16 protein-coding genes are annotated in these 19,002 nt (G+C 62.3%); 11 read left to right on the plus strand and 5 right to left on the minus strand.

Annotated features, from left to right (window positions below; all coding sequences use genetic code 11):
* Positions 1–9: 9 nt before the first annotated feature.
* From KFO72_RS32095 to KFO72_RS32105, 3 genes are all read left to right on the plus strand, one after another.
* Complete coding sequence (locus KFO72_RS32095) at positions 10–1,332, plus strand: TIGR00366 family protein (protein WP_062917825.1); 1,323 nt, start codon at positions 10–12, stop codon at positions 1,330–1,332.
* Between the two features lie 63 nt (positions 1,333–1,395).
* On the plus strand, positions 1,396–2,427 hold the full coding sequence (locus tag KFO72_RS32100) for a histone deacetylase family protein (RefSeq protein WP_060607598.1): 1,032 nt from the start codon (positions 1,396–1,398) through the stop codon (positions 2,425–2,427).
* 149 nt (positions 2,428–2,576) lie between these two features.
* Positions 2,577–2,855: a hypothetical protein gene (locus KFO72_RS32105; RefSeq protein ID WP_054931939.1), complete on the plus strand. Its 279-nt coding sequence runs from the start codon at positions 2,577–2,579 to the stop codon at positions 2,853–2,855.
* Positions 2,856–2,877: 22 nt separating this feature from the next.
* On the opposite strand, the gene KFO72_RS32110 is transcribed toward KFO72_RS32105, so the two are convergent.
* Positions 2,878–3,486, minus strand: a complete 609-nt coding sequence (locus KFO72_RS32110; protein ID WP_225033803.1) for a CDP-alcohol phosphatidyltransferase family protein — start codon at positions 3,484–3,486, stop codon at positions 2,878–2,880.
* A 289-nt stretch (positions 3,487–3,775) separates the two neighbouring features.
* Here KFO72_RS32110 and KFO72_RS32115 point away from each other — a divergent pair, with 289 nt between their 5' ends.
* The 8 genes from KFO72_RS32115 to KFO72_RS32150 all read left to right on the plus strand — a co-directional run bounded on the left by KFO72_RS32115 (position 3,776) and on the right by KFO72_RS32150 (position 14,311).
* Positions 3,776–7,009, plus strand: a complete 3,234-nt coding sequence (locus tag KFO72_RS32115) for an efflux RND transporter permease subunit (RefSeq protein ID WP_225033804.1) — start codon at positions 3,776–3,778, stop codon at positions 7,007–7,009.
* Position 7,010: 1 nt separating this feature from the next.
* Positions 7,011–8,249, plus strand: a complete 1,239-nt coding sequence (locus KFO72_RS32120; protein ID WP_225033805.1) for an efflux RND transporter periplasmic adaptor subunit — start codon at positions 7,011–7,013, stop codon at positions 8,247–8,249.
* Positions 8,246–9,757, plus strand: a complete 1,512-nt coding sequence (locus KFO72_RS32125) for an efflux transporter outer membrane subunit (protein ID WP_225033806.1) — start codon at positions 8,246–8,248, stop codon at positions 9,755–9,757. The genes KFO72_RS32120 and KFO72_RS32125 overlap by 4 nt, the downstream gene beginning before the upstream one ends.
* Before the next feature lie 78 nt (positions 9,758–9,835).
* Positions 9,836–10,522: a heavy metal response regulator transcription factor gene (locus KFO72_RS32130; protein WP_007576885.1), complete on the plus strand. Its 687-nt coding sequence runs from the start codon at positions 9,836–9,838 to the stop codon at positions 10,520–10,522.
* Positions 10,519–11,982 (plus strand): heavy metal sensor histidine kinase, encoded by a 1,464-nt coding sequence (locus tag KFO72_RS32135; protein ID WP_060607605.1) that lies wholly within the window; start codon positions 10,519–10,521, stop codon positions 11,980–11,982. Before KFO72_RS32130 ends, KFO72_RS32135 begins: the two co-directional genes overlap by 4 nt.
* A gap of 145 nt (positions 11,983–12,127) precedes the next feature.
* Complete coding sequence (locus KFO72_RS32140) at positions 12,128–12,313, plus strand: hypothetical protein (protein WP_054931943.1); 186 nt, start codon at positions 12,128–12,130, stop codon at positions 12,311–12,313.
* 115 nt (positions 12,314–12,428) lie between these two features.
* Positions 12,429–12,998 (plus strand): DUF3280 domain-containing protein, encoded by a 570-nt coding sequence (locus tag KFO72_RS32145; RefSeq protein ID WP_082670483.1) that lies wholly within the window; start codon positions 12,429–12,431, stop codon positions 12,996–12,998.
* A 167-nt stretch (positions 12,999–13,165) separates the two neighbouring features.
* Positions 13,166–14,311 (plus strand): cytochrome D1 domain-containing protein, encoded by a 1,146-nt coding sequence (locus KFO72_RS32150; RefSeq protein ID WP_225033807.1) that lies wholly within the window; start codon positions 13,166–13,168, stop codon positions 14,309–14,311.
* A 73-nt stretch (positions 14,312–14,384) separates the two neighbouring features.
* Here KFO72_RS32150 and KFO72_RS32155 read toward each other — a convergent pair whose 3' ends face one another.
* The 4 genes from KFO72_RS32155 to KFO72_RS32165 form a co-directional block, all read right to left on the minus strand.
* A complete protein-coding gene (locus KFO72_RS32155) occupies positions 14,385–14,981 on the minus strand; it encodes a hypothetical protein (RefSeq protein WP_225033808.1) in 597 nt (198 codons plus the stop codon).
* 135 nt (positions 14,982–15,116) lie between these two features.
* Positions 15,117–16,898 (minus strand): ShlB/FhaC/HecB family hemolysin secretion/activation protein, encoded by a 1,782-nt coding sequence (locus KFO72_RS32160; RefSeq protein ID WP_225033809.1) that lies wholly within the window; start codon positions 16,896–16,898, stop codon positions 15,117–15,119.
* A gap of 82 nt (positions 16,899–16,980) precedes the next feature.
* Complete coding sequence (locus tag KFO72_RS42155; RefSeq protein ID WP_257841647.1) at positions 16,981–17,115, minus strand: hypothetical protein; 135 nt, start codon at positions 17,113–17,115, stop codon at positions 16,981–16,983.
* Positions 17,116–17,125: 10 nt separating this feature from the next.
* Positions 17,126–19,002 (minus strand): polymorphic toxin type 22 domain-containing protein (locus tag KFO72_RS32165; protein ID WP_263627912.1); only part of this gene is annotated, 1,877 nt, incomplete at its 5' end.

Here is a 19,002-nt window from a genome sequence, read left to right on the forward strand (position 1 = left end):
GGAGACGTCGTGATTCAAGGTATTGCCCGCTTCTTTACGCAGGTGGTTCATCGCTTTCTGCCTGATCCTCTTATTTTCGCGCTGCTTCTAACGGCGATTACCTTTGCGCTGGCATTGGGTCTGACGCCCCAATCACCCGGCGATCTCGTCTTCATGTGGGGCAGCGGTTTCTGGAATCTGCTCGCATTCACGATGCAGATGGCGATGATCCTTGTTACAGGGCATGCGTTGGCGACGTCGGGGCCGGTCAAGCGGGCGTTGTCGGCGCTCGGCGGCGTGGCGAAGACGCCTGCGCAAGGCACGATGCTGGTCGCATTCGTGAGCGGCGTGGCCTGCGCGATCAACTGGGGCTTCGGTCTCGTGCTCGGCGCCATGTTCGCGCGAGAAGTGGCGCGGCGTGTGCGCGGCGTGGACTATCGGCTGCTGGTCGCGGCCGCGTATATGGGCTTCCTCACGTGGCACGGCGGCCTGTCGGGCTCGGTGCCGCTGGTCGCGGCCACCAAAGGCAATCCGATGGAGAAAGTGATTGGCCTGATTCCCGTATCGCAGACGCTCTTCACGGGATACAACCTCTTCATCACCGCCGCGCTGATCGTCGCATTGCCGCTGCTGGTGCGCGCGATGATGCCGCGAGCCGAAGATGTCGTCTCGGTCGACCCCGCGCTGCTCGTCGACGAGCCCGTGATGGAGCGCAAGATCACCGCGCAATCCACGCCGGCCGAACGTATTGAAGAGAGCCGCATTCTGTCTGTTCTGGTCGCGCTGCTGATCGCCGCGTATCTGGTGATCCGCTTCATGAAGAAGGGCTTCAGCCTCGACATCGATACCGTGAATATCGTCTTCCTCGCAGCGGGCATTCTGCTGCACAAGACGCCGATGGCTTACGCGCGTGCAATTGGCAATGCGGCGCGCGGCACAGCGGGAATCATGATTCAGTTTCCGTTCTATGCGGGCATTCAGGCCACGATGGACCACTCGGGTCTGGCGGGCGTGATCACGAACTGGTTCATCGAAATTGCGAACGTGCACACGTTCCCGCTGCTGACTTTCCTGAGTTCGGCCGTGATCAATTTCGCGGTGCCGAGCGGCGGCGGGCACTGGGTCGTGCAAGGCCCGTTCGTGATGCCGGCGGCGAAGGCAATCGGCGCCGACCTCGGCAAGTCCGCAATGGCGATTGCCTACGGCGAAGCGTGGACCAATATGGCGCAGCCGTTCTGGGCGCTGCCTGCTTTGGCGATTGCAGGGCTCGGCGTGCGCGACATCATGGGCTATTGCGTGACGGCGCTGCTGTTCTCGGGCGCGATTTTCGTCGCGGGACTGTATCTTTTCTGACGTCGTTCGCAACGCGGTGTCGCAACGGTAGACTGTGCGTTCATTTGTGCGGCGTACAGAACCATGCAAACTATTTACAGTAGCGATCACCGCTTGCATCAAGGCGTCGAACTCAAGGACGGCGCCGTCTCCGATTCTTTCGAAAAGCCCATTCGCGCAGAGACCGTGCTGAAGCAGGTCAGGGCGGCGGGCCTGGGCGATGTTCTGGCGCCGAACATCTATGAGCGGTCGTGCTATATCGGCGCCCATAGCGAACGCTACGTCGAATTTCTCGCATCGGCATGGGACGAGTGGGCCGCAACGGGCCGCACCTGCCAGGCGCTGCCGCTCGTATGGCCGGTTCGTGGCTTGCCCTCTACGGCGATGCCGCAATTCATCGACGGCAAGCTCGGCTTCTTTTCGATGGATGCAGGTTCGCCCATCAACGCAGGAACGTGGAGCGCGGTGTCGTCGAGCGCGAACTCGGCGCTGACGGGAATCGATGCGCTCGCACGCGGAGACAAGGCGGTCTTTGCGTTGTGCCGCCCGCCGGGTCATCACGCGGGCCGTGAATACATGGGCGGCTATTGCTATCTGAACAATGCCGCGATTGCCGCGCAACGGTGCATCGCGCAAGGCGCGAAGCGCGTCGCCGTGCTCGATATCGATTTCCATCACGGCAACGGCACCCAGGATATCTTCTACGACCGCAAGGACGTATTGTTCGTGTCGATACATGGCGATCCCGCCGTATCGTTTCCCTACTTCTCGGGTTTTGCCGACGAGCGCGGCAGGGGCGAAGGCCTGGGCTTCAATCTCAATCTGCCGCTGCCGAAGGGCACGGCAATGGAACAGTACGCACCTGCGTTACAGCAGGCGGGTTTGGCAATCGCCGATCATGCGCCCGACGCGCTGGTCGTTTCGCTCGGTGTCGATACATTCGAGGGCGATCCCATCAGCCATTTCCGTTTGCGCACGCCGGACTATCTGCGCGTCGGTGGAATGCTCGCGAGTTTTGGTTTGCCGACGCTCTTCGTGATGGAAGGCGGCTACATGGTCGACGAGATCGGCATCAATGCCGTCAATGTACTGTTGGGCTTCGAAGGCCGCGCATAAGCGCGTTGCGAATCTGGCAGCTTCGTCATACTTATGCCAGCGTTGCGCCACTCTTGAAGCGTAAAGTGGACACAGCCGTTGCAGACACCGCGAGCCGTCTGCGACGACTGTATTCGCTGCACAGTCTCTCGCGATCAAGGAGCCTTGAAATGAAGCAACTTCTTCTCAGCCTCGTGGTAACGGCGGGCGTAGCAGCCATGTCGAGCGCATACGCGCAACAAATGCCGGCCGACCAACCGATGGACCAGACCCAGGCGCAATCGGCCGCGCCAGCAGACACGGGTCAGGGCGGCGTCAATTGGGGTAGCGCGGCGCAAGGGGCCCGCAACGTCCCGGAGACGCGTCAGGACGTGCGCCAGCAATTGATCCAGTCCGAGCGTGACGGGCAACTGCAAACGCTCAATCGCACCGTTTACAATGGCAATTGATCGAGCACTGCATACCTGATAATCAGGGTTTGGGAATACGGATGCGGCTGATCATCAGCGATCCGGAAATGCCATAGACCAGCGTCAACGGATGCAGCACGTGACCTGCAATCCGCCATTCGCCGAACCATAATTGCGGACCGAGAGCCCCCTGCCACGCGGCAATGGCAAGCAGCAGCACGATGGCGAACGATGTCGGAATAGGCGTGCCCTCGAAGTGTGTCACTTTTCCCGTCCCGCCCGACATCGTCTCTGCCGTCACGTTATAGCGCGCGAGCCGCGACACGCCGCACGCCACGAAATACGCAAGTAGAACGCGGTCGTACAGGCCGCGCATCCCACAGCCGTAGCCGATGATGGCGGGCGCCACGCCGAACGAGATCACGTCGGCTAGCGAATCCAGTTCCTTGCCGAGCAGCGAAGCCTTCTGCCGCCAGCGCGCGATGCGTCCATCCAGCACGTCGAACACCAGCGCCGCAAACACGAGCGCACTGGCGAAATACACGTGCATGACGTTCTCGCTGCCGATGTAACTCATCATCGAAAACAGTGCGCCCGTGCCGCACACGGCATTGCCGAGCGTACACCAGTCGGCGAGATGAAACTCGCGAATCATCGAAAAACGCTTCATGTTGGCCTTTTTGTCGAACAGTGGAACGAGTATAGCGATCCCCATTGCCTGTCATGCCTGCAAGTCGTGTGCCGCAAAACGCGCGCCCACTCTGAAACGGACGGTAATACGCGCATGCACGAGAAATAGCATTCAAACCCGAAAATGGCAAAACCGCCATTTTGGCGCCATCAGTTCGTTGGGCCGTACGCACTAGCATTTACACCTGGTTGCCGCGGACGCGCCGCAAGACACTGACGCCGCTGCCTCACGTCACACTCGCGCGCTTCTTTCGGATACCAACACCTGTATGTGGATCGTCAATCTCGCATTGAAGCGGCCGTACACGTTCATCGTGATGGCCATACTGATCGTGCTGGCGACGCCATTCGTGCTGTTCACGACGCCCGTCGACGTGCTGCCGGAAATCAATATTCCCGTCGTCAGCATCATCTGGAACTACACGGGCCTGTCCGCCGAGGACATGGCGAACCGCATCACGTCCGTCAACGAGCGCAGCCTGACGACGACCGTCAACGACATCGAGCACATCGAATCGCAATCGCTTGCGGGCATTTCGATCATCAAGCTCTTTCTGCAGCCGAACGCGAACATCCAGACCGCCATCGCGCAGACCGTCGCCGTCGAGCAGGCGCAACTGAAACAGATGCCGCCCGGCGCGACGCCGCCGCTCGTCATCAGCTACTCGGCGTCGAGCATCCCCGTGATTCAGTTGGGGCTATCGAGCCCGCGTCTATCCGAGCAGGACCTGAACGACACGGCGCTCAACTTCCTGCGTCCGCAACTCGTGACGATTCCGGGCGCAGCCGTGCCCTATCCCTATGGCGGCAAGAGCCGTCTGATTTCCGTCGATCTCGACACCCGCGCGCTGCTCGCCAAGGGACTGACGCCGCTCGACGTCGTCAACGCCGTCAACGCGCAAAACCTGATTCTGCCCACGGGCACCGCGAAGATCGGACCGAAGGAATACACGGTCAACATGAACGGCTCGCCCACTACCGTCGCGGGTCTGAACGACATTCCCGTGCGCACGGTCAACGGCGCGACGACCTATCTGCGCGAAGTGGCGCACGTGCGCGACGGCTTTTCTCCGCAGACGAACATCGTGCGCGAGAACGGCCGGCGTGGCGTGCTGATTTCGATTCTGAAGACGGGCAGCGCGTCGACGCTGTCGATCGTCAACACGCTGCGCGGGATACTGCCCGGCGCAGAAGCCGCGCTGCCGCCCGATCTCAAGGTCACGCCGCTATTCGATCAATCGGTGTTCGTGAAAGCCGCCATTCAAGGCGTGGTTCGCGAAGCCCTGATCGCCGCCGCGCTGACGGCCGCGATGATCCTGCTGTTTCTCGGCAACTGGCGCAGCACCTGCATCATCGCCATTTCGATCCCGCTGTCCATTCTGACGTCGCTGATCGCGCTTCATGCGCTCGGGCAGACCATCAACATCATGACGCTTGGCGGCCTCGCCCTCGCGGTGGGGATACTGGTCGACGATGCGACGGTCACGATCGAGAACATCGAGCGGCATCTGCACATGGGCACGAATCTGCACGATGCGATTCTCGACGGCGCGGGCGAAATTGCGATTCCCGCGCTCGTGTCGACACTGTGCATCTGTATCGTGTTCGTGCCGATGTTCTTTCTAACGGGTGTCGCGCGCTATCTGTTCGTGCCGCTCGCGGAAGCCGTGGTGTTCGCGATGCTCGCGTCGTACGTGCTGTCGAGAACCCTCGTGCCGACGCTCGCGATGCTGCTGATGGGTCACGCGCACAAGCGCGACGCGCATGCCCGGCCGAATCTGTTCATGCGGATGTATCACCGTTTCGACCGCGGCTTCGAGACGATGCGCGCAGCCTACATCATGGTGCTCAGCAGCCTGCTGGTGCGGCGGCGTCTGTTCGGCACGCTGTTCCTCGGCTTCTGTGTGGTGTCATTAGGCCTGGTATTCGTGTTGGGCGAAGACTTTTTTCCACGCGTCGACGCCGGCCAGATACGGCTGCACATGCGCGCGCCGACGGGCACGCGGATCGAAGAAACGGCGCGGCTCGCCGATCAGGTTGAGAAAGTGGTGCGCGAGGTGATTCCGCCCGACGAACTCGGCACGGTGCTCGACAACCTCGGTTTGCCCTATAGCGGCATCAATCTCTCATACAGCAACGCCGGAACGATCGGCACGCTCGACGGCGACATCCTGCTTGCGCTCAACGAAGACCACAAGCCGAGCCTCGGCTACGTCGACCGCTTGCGCGCGATACTGCCGCAGCGTTTTCCGGGCACCGAGTTCTTTTTTCAACCGGCCGATATCGTCACGCAGATTCTCAACTTCGGCTTGCCTGCCGCTGTCGACGTGCAGATCGTCGGCGCGAATCAGGAAGGCAATCTGGACATTGCGCGCAAGCTGCTCAAGCAGATCCGCGCCGTTCCAGGCGCCGTCGATGCGCACATCCAGCAGAAGCTCGACGAGCCCGTCATCAATCTGCAAATGGACCGCACGCGTTTGCAGCAGTTGAATCTCAACGCGAACAATGTCGCGCAGAACGTGTTGATCTCGCTGTCGGGCAGTACGCAGACGTCGCCGGGATTCTGGTTCAACCCGCGCAACGGCGTCGAATACAACCTTGCCGTCCAGACGCCGCAATATCAGATCTCATCGGTGGATCAGCTGTTGCGCACGCCCGTATCGGCGACCTCGACCGGGCCGACGCAACTGCTTGGCAATCTCGTGCAGGTCTCGCCGCAGACCCAGTTCGCGATGGTCACGCATTACAACATCCGCCCCGTGATCGACGTGTTCGTGAGCGTCGAGGGGAGCGATCTCGGCAGCGTCGACAGGAAGATCGAAAAGCTCGTCGATCAGGCGCGCGCGACATTGCCGCGCGGCAGCCAGATCGCGATACGCGGCCAGGTCCAGACCATGCGTACCTCTTACTTCGGGCTGGGCATCGGCGTGGCGATGGCGATCGTGCTGGTCTATCTGCTGATCGTCGTGAACTTCCAGTCGTGGATCGATCCGCTGATCATCGTCAGCGCCTTGCCGGCGGCGCTGGCGGGGATCGTGTGGATGCTGTTCCTGACGGGCACGCATCTGAGCGTGCCCGCGCTCACGGGCGCGATCATGACGATGGGCGTCGCGACCGCGAACAGCATTCTGATGGTCTCGTTCGCACGCCAACGCCTGACGGCGGGCGCGCCGCCGCTCACTGCCGCGCTCGAAGCGGGCGCGAGCCGGATCAGGCCCGTGTTGATGACCGCGTTTGCGATGATCATCGGCATGATCCCGATGGCGCTCGGACTCGGCGAAGGCGCCGAGCAGAATGCGCCGCTCGGACGCGCGGTGATCGGCGGGCTGCTGTTCGCGACGGTATCGACGCTTTTCTTCGTGCCCTTGCTGTTCGCGGGCATTCATAGCCGGCTCGCCCATCGCAAGGCAATACGCGAGCACGGCGAGCAACAGCATGGTGACGCGCATGGACGACATGGTCGAGACGACGAGCACGGACGCAGCCCGAACACGGACGATTGAGATGACTGAAAAGACGCATTCTTCGCTAGCGATTCCCGCGCGGGACGCTCAGGACGGGCACGCGCTGCCGCCGCGCCATCGCGAATGGCGCCGCGCGAAGATCGCGGTCGTGATCGTGCTGATCCTGCTGGCGATCGGCGCGTTGCGCACCGTCGTGGCGAACATGATGCAAAGCCGCTCGGTCGCGCAAACCACGCAGCAGAACGCAAAGCAATACGTCGATGTGGTGACGCCGAAGCAGACGGACGGCAGCGCGGGCGTCACGGTTCTGCCGGGTACGTTGCGCGGCTACGTCGAATCGCCCATCTTCGCGCGCGCGACGGGTTATCTGCTGCACTGGTATGCCGATATCGGCGCACGCGTGCAGGAAGGCCAGTTGCTCGCCGAACTCGATACGCCTGAGATCGATCAGGAGCTTGCGCAAGCCGTTGCGCAGCGCGACCAGATCCAGTCGAGCCTCGGCCTCGCGAAGAGCTCTTACGAGCGCTGGCAGCAACTGCGCCAGCGCGACGCCGTCTCGCAACAGGAACTCGACGAACGGCAAAGCACCTACTCGCAGGATGTCGCCAATCTTGCCGCCGCCGACGCCAACGTGAAGCGGCTGCGCCAGCTCGAAAGCTTCAAGCGGATCGTCGCGCCGTTCGCGGGCGTGGTCACGCAACGCAATGTCGATGTCGGCGATCTGATCGACGCGGGCAGCGGCACGAGCCGCGCGCTGTTCGCGCTCGCGCAGTCGGACCCGCTGCGCGTCTTTGTGCAATTGCCGCAGGCCTACGCGCAGAACATCAAGGTCGGCGAGGACGTGGTGGTCACGCAGGCCGAACTGCCGGGCCAGCAGTTCAATGGACGCATTACGCACATTTCCGGCGCCATCGACGTGCCGACGCGTTCATTGCAGGTCGAAGTGACGCTGCGTAATCCCGACGGCAAGCTGAGGCCGGGCGCGTATGTGCAGGTCTCGCTGCCTTCGGGCGCACGCGCGCAGCTGACGGTGCCCGGCAATGCGTTGCTGTTCCGCGCGGAAGGGCCGCGCGTCGCGGTTGTGGATAACGACGGCATCGTGCATCTGCACAAGGTGACGATTGCGCAGGATCTCGGGCAGACGCTCGAAATCGAAAACGGCGTCGAACCGAATGACCGCGTGATCATCAATCCGAGCGATTCGATCGAGGACGGCGACCATGTCGAAGTGACGCGACCGCAATCGCAAGTCCAGGCCAAGAGCAAGGCGGCGTCGTGAATCCCCGTATCCTTGCCGCGCGAACGGGCACGCTGGCTCTTGCGGCCACGCTGTGCGCGTGCACGGTCGGCCCCGACTACAAGACGCCGATGACGGACGCGCCGCCCACGTGGCGCACGGATTCGTACTGGCGTCTTGCGCAGCCCTCACATGCGCCGCTCGCGCCGGACTGGTGGAAGGCGTTCGGCGACGCGACGCTCGATACGCTCGAAACGCAGGCGCTCGCGGAAAACCAGACGCTCGCCGCCGCCAGTGCGCATTACGCGCAGGCGCGCGCCACGCTCGCCAACACGCGCGCGCAGCTGATTCCGGAGGTCGATCTGTCGGCGTCGGCGGCGCGGCAGCGCATTTCGAAGAACCGGCCCGCCACGAGCTTCACGGTGCCGAACCAGTCGATGGTGCAAAACGACTTGCAGATCGGCCCGACGATCAACTACGACGTCGATCTGTTCGGCCGCATCCGCCGTGAAGTGGAGGGCGCGCGGGCGTCGGCGGAACAGTCGCGCGACGACCTCGCGAATGCGCGGCTCGTGCTCACCACCGATCTCGCCACCGATTACTTCTCGCTGCGTGAACTCGACGCGGAAATCGATGTATTGAACCGCTCGGTGCAGTTACAACAGAAAGCGCTGGACTACGTGACGACCGAGCACGATCTCGGCTCCGTTTCCGGGCTCGACGTGTTGCAGCAGAAGTCGCTGCTCGATCAGACGCGCGTTCAGGCGCAGCTTCTCGTCACACAGCGCGAGGCGTTCGCGCATGCGATCTCCGCGCTCGTCGCGGTGCCCGCCCCGCAGTTCTCGATCGAGCCGAAAGTGGTTGAGTATTCCGTGCCTGCGATCCCGCTTGGCCTGCCGAGCGATGTACTGCAGCGCCGTCCGGATATTGCATCGGCGGAACGCGCGATGGCGGCGGCGAATGCTCAGATCGGCGTCGCGAAGGCAGCATTCTTTCCGAGCCTGACGCTGACGCCGGGCATCGGCTGGCAAAGCACGGACCTCGCGAGCCTGTTTAGCGCGCCGAGCCTGGTGTGGACACTAGGTACCGCGGTGAGCCAGGTGGTGTTCGACGGCGGGCGGCGCGCGGCCAATGTCGATTTCGCCAGCGAGGGCTACAAGGCCGCGCAGGCCAGTTACCGGCAGACGGTGCTGACGGCGTTCCAGCAGGTGCAGGACGGCATCACGGGGCTTTCCGTGCTGGACAGCGCCGCGTCCCAGTCGCGCGATGCTGTCGCCGATGCGCAGCGGCTGCTGTCGCTTGCCAACGACCGCTATTCGGGCGGACTCGTCGCCTATCTGGATGTGATCACCGCACAGCAGTCGCTGCTGACGAGCGAGCGTACGGACGTGCAGATTCACGGCCAGCAGATGACGACATCCGTCGCGCTGGTGAAGGCGCTGGGCGGCGGCTGGGACGTGCAGCAAGCGGACGCGCAGCGCGTGCCGGGCGAGGCCGCAAAGGATGCATCGAACGATAACGGCGCATCCACGACGCATCTGCCGGACTGAAAGAAAGCTGTAGGGGACGGGCTGAACAGGTTTGAAAAGCCTACTTATAATGCAGAGGACAATACAAAAGGAGCGCCCATGAAGCTGCTCATCGTGGAGGATGAATTCAAGGTCGTCGATTATCTGCGCCGTGGCCTGACGGAGCAGGGCTGGGTGGTGGACGTCGCGCTGGACGGCGAAGAGGGCCTGCATCTCGCGTCCGAGTTCGATTACGACATCATCGTGCTCGACGTGATGCTGCCCAAGCGCGACGGGCTCAGCGTGCTCAAGGCGCTGCGCATGCGCAAGTCGACGCCCGTCATCATGCTGACCGCGCGCGATCACGTGAACGACCGCGTGCGCGGCCTGCGCGAAGGCGCCGACGACTATCTGACCAAGCCCTTTTCGTTTCTCGAACTGGTCGAGCGGCTGCACGCGCTGGCACGGCGCACGCGGGTGCAGGAATCGACGCTGATCTGCGTCGGCGATCTGTATGTCGATCTGATCGGCAGGCGCGCGACGCGCAGCGGCGTGCGGCTCGACCTGACCGCGAAAGAGTTCCAGTTGCTCAGCGTGCTCGCGCGCCGGCAGGGCGATATCCTGTCGAAAGCGATCATCACGGAACTCGTCTGGGACGTGAACTTCGATAGTCACACGAACGTCGTCGAGACGGCGATCAAGCGGTTGCGCGCGAAGCTCGACGGACCGTTCCAGACCAAGCTGCTGCACACCATGCGCGGCATGGGCTACGTGCTCGAAGTCCGCGAGGAAGCGGAGGCATCATGACTCGCTCGACCCGTTCCATCGCACGGCGTCTCGCGCTGCTGTTCGCGCTCGTCGCGCTGTCTGTTTTTACGCTGGTGGACACGGGGCTGTTCCTCGTGCTGCGCTCGCAACTGGAGCAGCGCCTGCGCGATTCGCTCGATAGCCGCACGGAAGTCGCGCGGATCATCGTGCATCACGCGGTCAACCGCGACAAGTGGCGCATGGCGCAAGAGAAGCTCGGGGACATGACGCCGCGCGATGGCACGAGCGTCTATTCGATTTCGAGCACGACTCCGCTGTTCAACTACGGCCACCCTGTGACGGGCACGATCGCGCAGCAATGGCGCGGCGACTATGCGCGCGTCACGCACAACGGCACCGACCATGACCTGCTGACGCGCACACTGACCATTCCGCCGAACGGCGAGCGTCCTCAGGTGCAGTTGCAGGTGGCGACCAGTTACGCGCCGACCGAGCAGGCGTTGCGCGAATTCGGCCTTGCGTTGGCGGCGCTGTCGGCGCTCGGCGCGCTCGGCGCGTCGCTGTTGAGCTACTGGGTCACGCGCATCGGCCTCGCGCCCTTGCGCAGATTGACGGTGGACGCATCCGAAGTGAGCGCGGATAACCGCTCGCAGCGATTGCGCACCACCGAGCTTCCCTTCGAACTGAACGATCTGGCGCATTCGTTCAACGGCGCGCTGGAGCGGCTCGATCAGGCGTATGTGCGCCTCGAGTCGTTCAATGCCGACGTCGCGCACGAGTTGCGCACGCCTGTGACGATCCTGATTGGGCAGACGCAGGTGGCGCTGACGCGCAACCGCTCGGTCGACGATCTGCGCCGCACGCTGCAATCGAATCTCGAAGAGTTCGAGCGGATGCGCGGCATCATCAACGACATGCTGTTTCTGGCACGCGCCGATCAGGGCGAGCGGGCCACGGAACTGGTCGAAGTGTCGCTCGCAACGGAAGTTGCGCGTACCGTCGAGTTCCTCGAAATGCCGATGGAAGAGGCACAGGTGCAGGCGCAATTGCACGGCGACGCGGTAGCGCGCGTCAATCGTTCGCTGTTCGGGCGGGCTTTCGCGAACCTGCTGATCAACGCGATCCACCATTCGACGCCCGGCGCGAAGATCCAGGTGACGGTGTCGCGCGAAGCGGGCCGCGTGTGGGTCGCCGTGGCCAATCCCGGCGAGCCGATCATGCGGGACGTGCTCGATCACGCGTTCGACCGTTTCTATCGCGCGGAGTTGTCGCGCACCAACAGCCGCGAGAACCACGGCCTCGGGCTGGCGATCGTCAAGGCGGTCGCCGATATGCACGGCGGCGTGGTGTTCGCGCGCAGTCAGGACGGCGTGAACACGTTTGGGTTTTCGATCATGAGCGCCGATACGGCGCGTGCGCCGAAAGCCGAGCCGCCCGCGAAGGACGCGCAGCCGCTTGCGTCGCGGACCGTGGTGTCGGCACCGCTTAAGTCGCCTTGAGTTTGCGGGTGAGTTCGCCCGTAAGGTTCGCCTTCGAAACAGGTAAATTGATCTGCTTCATGGCCTCTGTTCAGGGGAATGACGGTCAAATTGACTGGGTACGCTGGTGTTGTCGCGATAGAGCGTACCCGGCAAGGAGATTCAGGTGGATCTGATCGAAATGGCTAAAAAGTCTGGCATGCAGGTGTTGCTGGACGCGCAGATCGGCAGTCAGATGTATCACAGCGTCTGTGGGCCACTTTCGGCATTGCAGCGGTTTGCCGACGAGGTCGGCAAGGCGCTGGCGGCGGAAGCGGCGGCGCAGACTGCGGGTTCCGTCTCCGAGACCTGAGTTTCCGTCAGCCCGCAGCCGCGTTCAGGCGCGTTATCTGCTTCACGATCGCCGCGAGGGCGGGGCGTCGGTGCGCCCGTCGCGTGTGGTTATCGATCGTGGAGGGCATGCCGCCGTGACTGTTTGCCGTTCCAACGCCGGCCCGTGCGGACTGCGGCGCGCTCGCGCGCTGTCCGGCCGGTTCGCCGCTGCCGCCGCACTGTGTACCGTTTCGGTGACAGTCGCGGCTGCGCCGCCCGCCATCGCGCTGCTTGACTGCGTCGTGATCGACGACAACGCGGCGTACAACGATGCTTCCGTCACCCAGTCGCAACAGGCCCGCGCCGCCATGGCGAGCGCCGGCTTGCGCACGCGCGTCGACCAGCGCAGCCTGTACAAGGTCGCGGACAACCGTCCGGCGGCGGCGCTGATCGACAGCTACGCGAAGACCCAGGACCTGAGCGCCTGTAACGGTTGCGAGCTGGAAATCGGCCGAAAGCTCGGCGTGCAACGCGTCGGCGTGTGCTGGGTGCAGAAAATCAGTAACCTGATCCTCAACATCAATCTGCGCATCGAAGACACGGCAAGCGGACAGGTCGTATTTCAGCGTTCCGTCGATATCCGTGGCAACACGGACCAGTCGTGGCGGCGCGGCGTCGACGCGCTAGTCGGCCTGCTCGCGTCGGAACCGGAAGCCGCGCATTGAGCCGCGCGTGCCCACCCATTTCGGGAAAAACTCCCGGCCTCCCATGCTGTCATACCGGCGCGCGATGCGCTAACTTGAGCCTGGGTGAATCTGCCCTTGCGGCACAACGAACATGGCTCGCGCGATTCGGCGCGGGCCCGTCGAACAACACTCCGCAGGAGACATCGATGCATTGCACGACCAGACACACACGCGTGGCCGTATCCGTTGCGCTCGCCGTGCTGCTTGGCGCGAGTATCGGCCAGGCGTCGGCAGCGGCCGTCGCGTACGTGACCAGCGAGACGAATGGCGTCGGCGTGATCGACCTCGATCAGATGACGTTGAAGAAGACCATCGGGCTCGGCAAGGATGGCCCGCGCGGGCTCAGTCTGACGGCGGACGGCAGCAAGCTGCTGGTGGCGAACAAGACGGGCGATCTGTCGGTGATCGATACGTCGACGGACAAGGTGGTCGCGCGCGTGAAGATCGGCAAGAACCCGGAGTTCGTGCGCGTGCATCGCGGGTTTGCTTATGTGACGTATGAGCCCGGCGAGAGCGGGCCGCCGCCGCAGGCGCTGGCGGGGAATCAGGGCGCTCAGCGCGGTGAGGGCGCAGGTAAGCCCGAGGGCAAGCCCGAAGGCAAGCCGGAAGCGGGAGGCGGCAAAGGCGGACACGACGACGATGACGACGCGAACAGCCCGCCCGCCGAAGTGGCTATCGTCGATCTGAAGACGATGAAGGTGGTGCGCTCCGTGAAGAGCGGACACGAGACAGAGGGCGTCGAGTTTTCGCCGGATGGGCGCGAGCTGCTCGTCACCAATGAAGGCGACGACACGGTGTCGGTGTATCGAACGGGCACGGGCAAGCTCGTGCGTACGGTGAAAATGGACAAGGGCTCGCGGCCGCGCGGCATCAAGGCGTCGCCAGATGGCAAGCAGTACGTGGTGACGCTGGAGAACACCAACAAGTTTGTCGTGCTCGACGGGGCGACGTTGAAGACTCTGAAGACGGTCGATACGAAGATGGGTCCGTACGGCGTCGCGTTCGATCCCGAGGGCAAGCATCTGCTCGTCGCCGCCGCGCGCGACAAGACCTTGCAGGTGTTCGATGCGAAAACCTACGAGCACGTCGCCGACGCGCCTGTCGGGCAGCGTTGCTGGCATTTCAGCTTCACGCCGGATGGGTCGAAAGTGCTGATGGCGTGCGGGCGCTCGAATGCCGTGTTCGTGCTCGATGCGAAGACTTATCAGACGGTCGGGCAGATTGGCGATTTGCCGCTGGCGTGGGGGATTGTGACGTCGCCGCCGAGTCAGGGGTCGATTGAGTCGCGGTGAATGGGTTGCGGGGGCGGTTGGGATATCGCCCCCGCAATACGAGACGCCCACATACTATGGCGCACATCGGTTCTTATTTCGGCGACGCATCGCATTTGGGTGCAACCTTTTGAACTGTGAGTTCGTCTATCCCATGTCCGTCAATTCTACGGACTTCGACCCAACAGCGTCTGCCCTCATTATTCATGAAGATGTCGTAGTCCTGACCGGGTTCCGGTGCGAAAGTTGTCGCTGGAGGTGTGCATGACGAGTGATAGTTTCCAGCGCTGCTACTGACTGTCATCGCCACCGTAAGTGGCTTCCCGGCGGGAACAACGTATTCCCTGATTAAATCCTTGAATTCGAGTCCATCGACGGTCATCCACTTGCGCGGACTGGCTGGCATGCCGATGGTAATGCTGCGCGAGGAATATTTCCACGCTGACCAGAACCCGTCTCCGACCACGACCTTGTTGTCGTCGCGCTCGAATAATCCTTTGTAGCAGGCTTCGCCCGGACGAAAGAATGCGCCGCCGGCCCCGTTTCCAGTCAGTATGCGAATGCGCGCTGAGACGTTTGCATCGTAGTCAGGCGTTTCAGTCGTTAGCTCATGGGTAGGTTGAGGAAGGATCGTGCAGGCAGCGCTTAAGGTAATAGCGCCAATGGCCCCGATTGCGTTTCTAAAAAACATGGGAAAAGCTCCGTCACTGAAGATAGGCGCCAGGCACGCGTCGTAGCGATGGGTGGAATCCTTCCGACGCGTGAACATGGATATTCAGTAATGCACCTTGTCAACCGGGCAGATGAGATCGGTCTGGTTGGATTCCTAGAACTGCGCCGTCATCTGGAACCCGACCGTCACACACGCAGTAGGGAATCCGGCCGGTTTGTAGATGGGCGTGCCCGCGAACAGGTCATACGAGAAACCCGCATACTTCGCCGGGATGCCGCCGCGAATGCCGATCACCGCGCCCGCGAGTTGGGTGCCCGCCAGAATCGCTGTGTTCGTGCCGAACACGCGCCCGTAGTCGATACCTGCGTAGAGCGTCTGTCCCGTCTGGAAGATGGGCCATTGCAGTTCGTTGCGCCAGTAAAAGCCTTTCTCTGCCGCGAGCATCGTTTCGCCGTCGAAGCCACGTACGGTGTATCGACTGCCAATGGTCAGGTCGTCGATGTAGAACAGCAGGTCGTTGGTGTACTGGCCGTGGAAGGTCGTCACGTAGCGGAAGTTCTGCGACGCGAGGGCGAACGGTATCGACAGGTTGGCGTCGAGCACGGTCATTTTGTACAGATACGTCGGGTGTGCTTTGCTCTGCGCGGTCGGGTCATACAGGTTCGGGTTCGGGTCGCCCGTTGCGCCCAAGCCGTGAATGCCGTGGCGATAGGCAAGCGTGCCGTCGAACTGCGCCGTTCCGAAGAAATGACGATCCGTTGTGCCTGCTTCGATGAAGGTGTTGTTGCGGTCCTGTATCGGGATGGTTGTGCCTTCGATAAAGCTCTCGCCGAAGCGCTTCGATAGCTGGACGTAGGCACCAAGCACGTCGCTCTGGCTGCGCGAGAGCACGCGCGCAAGCCTGAATGTGGCCGTCTGCGAGTTGCCGCTCGACACGAATGTCTGGTTCACGCCCGCGACGTTCTGGTAGTACGTGTTCGTGTTGCCCGACAGCGTTGCCGTCCAGTAGCCCCAAGGCACGGAATACGAGCCGTTGAAGCCATGCGAGCCGAGTGTTTTGTTGCCGAACGACAGGTCCTGGTTCGCGCCGACCATGAACACGTCGTTCAGGCCAAGTGGGTTGTCGATGCCGAGACTTACGTTGCCTTGCCATTTGCCCGTCGCGTCCGTGCCGGAGTTGTCGGCCGACACGACAAACGTCCAGGGCTTTGAGTGCTTGACGTTCAGAACTATGTCGCTTTCGCCCGGCGTGTCGGTCGGTTCGATCTTCATGTCCACGTCGTGCGACGCGACGCGCTTCATCTGCTCCAGTCCCTGCTCAAGGTCGCACAGGTTCAGCAGGTCGCCGTCGCGGGCCGGGAATGCGGATTTCCATGTGCCGCGCGTGTCGGGATCGGCAAAGCGCAGATGACGCACGACACCCGGCACGAGCGCGACTTTCAGCGTGCCCGTTGATAAATCCTGTTCAGGCAACAGCACGCGCGTCGTCGCGTAGCCGCGTGACAGGATCGTCTGTTGCAGTCCCTTTGTGAGTATGTCGAGTCCGGCCTTGCCGATGCACTCGCCCCGGTAGTGGTCGAGCCATTCGCGCACGAACCAGAACGGATCGAGCGGCAGATTTGATGCGCCGTTCTTGCGCGCGATGTCGGGCAATGTCGCCGGTACGTCGAGCGCAAACGTGTCGATTCGGAAGCACGTCGATTCGTGTGGAAGGTCGGGATACACCCCGGCCGTTGGTACGGTCGAGCGCACGGCGGGTGCGTTCACGATCTGCTCCCGCTGCTGCGCGTCGCGTTGCTGTTGTAACTGCTGGTTCTGCTCTGCGTTCGCGCGTGCTGCTGCCGCCTCGTCTGCCAGTGACGGCGCGCGTTGTGCGGACGCGAGTGTGACCAGGGCTGTGAGCGGCAAAGCCGCCAGCCTCTTGCTGAGTTTCATTGATAAAGTAGTTCCTGATTCTTCCTGCTGCGCGGCAAGCGGCCCGTGGCCGCTTCCGCTTCCCGCCAGATCCGTGGTGAAGTTAGAAAAACATCTTTTTGATGAAGAGCGCGCCAATAAATCCAAAAACGACTGCTACACCTATCCAGTAGCCTGTTTTCTGTGCTTTGGTCATCTTGGCGTACTGTTCTGGACTTGGACCGCCACCAACAGCCATATCGACCTCCTTATTTGTTTTGTCCCGTCACCTGGGTTGTATGGCCCCAAGGAACGACGCCGTACGTGAGAGAGCCAGGCTGGCCCACGCCTATCTCGATTGCTGTAGCGCCGCCGTAGCCGTGTGTGATTGCCCCAATGAAATTCACACCCATATTCGCCGGTACGGACACAAAAGCTTGGTTCCCATCGCCCGCAATAAAATTCCTTGCATCCTGCGCAGTTCTTGCACCGAAGATATAGCCAAACGTCGTGCTGAAGCCGGGTTTGTACGACACCGCCGAAGGGTTCGTCATTGCCACTCCACCTCCAGCGTAAAGTGAGCCATCGTACAAGTTCACCACGCCCGATACATTGGCGGAAAGTGCCCCCCCGTTGACTGTCATGTAATCCGGTGCTAATCCGCGCCCACCTGCATTAAACCCGGCAGAGTAATCTCCCGTATTCCAATTTGGAGAGAAGGGACCGGATGGGTCGATCTTTGGCGTGGCTACCGTTTGCGTGGATGCCGGATTCCAGCTATACGGCGAGTGTGCCCCGCCCGTGCTCTGAACAATCAGGGCTTGAAGCGCCGTGGATGGCGTCGACAGCATCGACGGGTCTTGTACGAGATAGTTATTTCTTGCGCTGTCCGTCGCGAGTTTCATGCCGGTTGTGTCATAGACGGCACTCGCGGGCGTGGTGGCGTTCAATGGCACCACAACACCCGTCGCGACAATCTCGCCGTACTGACTGTTGTTGGCCGCTCGCATGGCGTTTTCAATCTGTGCTTCCGTGATAGGCGAACCGTCAGAATTCTTCAACCCTTGCGCCGCCGCTTGCGAAGCAATCTGTTGTGCCTTTGTCTTCTCCGGCGCGTGCAGTTGCCGGTTGTATCGGTCGGTGTTGTAGGCTGACACTGCGCCCGCATTGCCGCCGACAGCCGCGCCCGCTCCAGTAGCGATCGCGTTTGCCACGATGTTGCCGAGTGCCTGGTTCATGCCTGCGTTGCCGGTCGGGTTCGATCCGGCAATCGCGCCACTCAGTTCGTTCAGCTTGCCCGCAGCAATCGACGCAATGCCTGCACCAGCCGCGCCGCCAAGCGCATTACCGCCCGCGAGACCCGCGACGAGTGCACCACCTGCCGCCTGCATTTCCGCGCGCGCCGTGCCGCCTTCCTTCCATGCGTCGATGCCAGCCTGGTCGCCAGTTGCCTGTGCTTCCTTGAGTTTCGAATCGGCGAAGTCGCCGACGCGCCGCGAAACGGCTTCGCCTGCCGCGCTCGCTGCCGCCATCATGTCGGCCTGGTTGTTCAACAGGTTGTTCACGTCTGGCAGCTTCGCGACCGTGCCGTTTGTATTCGACGTATCGCGGTTCAGGCTCGCCACGTCCTGCGTCTGATGCGCGCTGTCCGTGACGTTGATCGTACCCGCGCTAATCGCGCTACGCGTAGTAGCGCTATCGCTGCCACTGTCGTTCTGGCTCAACATCGGCGCACCGCCGCCCGCATTCTTGCCAGAAGTGGGGCCGTGCGTGCTGTAGTTCGAGCCACCGTCGCCCGTCGTCGCGCCTGCACTGAACCCGCTGGAATGTGCGTTGTAGCTGGACTGGTTCTGTATGTCGGAATACGTGAGCGTCCCCGTCGTCAGGTTGTTTTTCGACGCTTCCGCATCGCTCGCGATGATCGCGCCTTTCAGGTCAGTGTTGCCTTTGACGTTGATGTTGAATCCACCGTCGCCCGCCTGGATACCTGCCTGCTCGTTCACGCCCGCATAGCTGCCGGTCGCGTTGCCGTGCTGCGAACTGAAGCTCGCGCTGCCGCCGCCCTGACTGATGCTGAACCCGCCACCCATACTTTCCTGATGCGCGTTGCTCGCCATCGTGTCCTGCACGCTCGCGATGTTCAGGT

The organism is Paraburkholderia sp. XV, assembly GCF_020177535.1.
Lineage (GTDB): Bacteria > Pseudomonadota > Gammaproteobacteria > Burkholderiales > Burkholderiaceae > Paraburkholderia > Paraburkholderia caribensis.

Bases quoted from the DNA above. Each gene is read 5' to 3' on its own strand.
- KFO72_RS32135 (WP_060607605.1), top strand. From the start codon at position 10,519: ATGACTCGCTCGACCCGTTCCATCGCACGGCGTCTCGCGCTGCTGTTC.
- KFO72_RS32100 (WP_060607598.1), top strand. From the start codon at position 1,396: ATGCAAACTATTTACAGTAGCGATCACCGCTTGCATCAAGGCGTCGAA.
- KFO72_RS32120 (WP_225033805.1), top strand. From the start codon at position 7,011: ATGACTGAAAAGACGCATTCTTCGCTAGCGATTCCCGCGCGGGACGCT.
- KFO72_RS32150 (WP_225033807.1), top strand. From the start codon at position 13,166: ATGCATTGCACGACCAGACACACACGCGTGGCCGTATCCGTTGCGCTC.
- KFO72_RS32110 (WP_225033803.1), bottom strand. From the start codon at position 3,486: ATGAAGCGTTTTTCGATGATTCGCGAGTTTCATCTCGCCGACTGGTGT.
- KFO72_RS32130 (WP_007576885.1), top strand. From the start codon at position 9,836: ATGAAGCTGCTCATCGTGGAGGATGAATTCAAGGTCGTCGATTATCTG.
- KFO72_RS32105 (WP_054931939.1), top strand. From the start codon at position 2,577: ATGAAGCAACTTCTTCTCAGCCTCGTGGTAACGGCGGGCGTAGCAGCC.
- KFO72_RS32155 (WP_225033808.1), bottom strand. From the start codon at position 14,981: ATGTTTTTTAGAAACGCAATCGGGGCCATTGGCGCTATTACCTTAAGC.
- KFO72_RS42155 (WP_257841647.1), bottom strand. From the start codon at position 17,115: ATGGCTGTTGGTGGCGGTCCAAGTCCAGAACAGTACGCCAAGATGACC.
- KFO72_RS32115 (WP_225033804.1), top strand. From the start codon at position 3,776: ATGTGGATCGTCAATCTCGCATTGAAGCGGCCGTACACGTTCATCGTG.
- KFO72_RS32160 (WP_225033809.1), bottom strand. From the start codon at position 16,898: ATGAAACTCAGCAAGAGGCTGGCGGCTTTGCCGCTCACAGCCCTGGTC.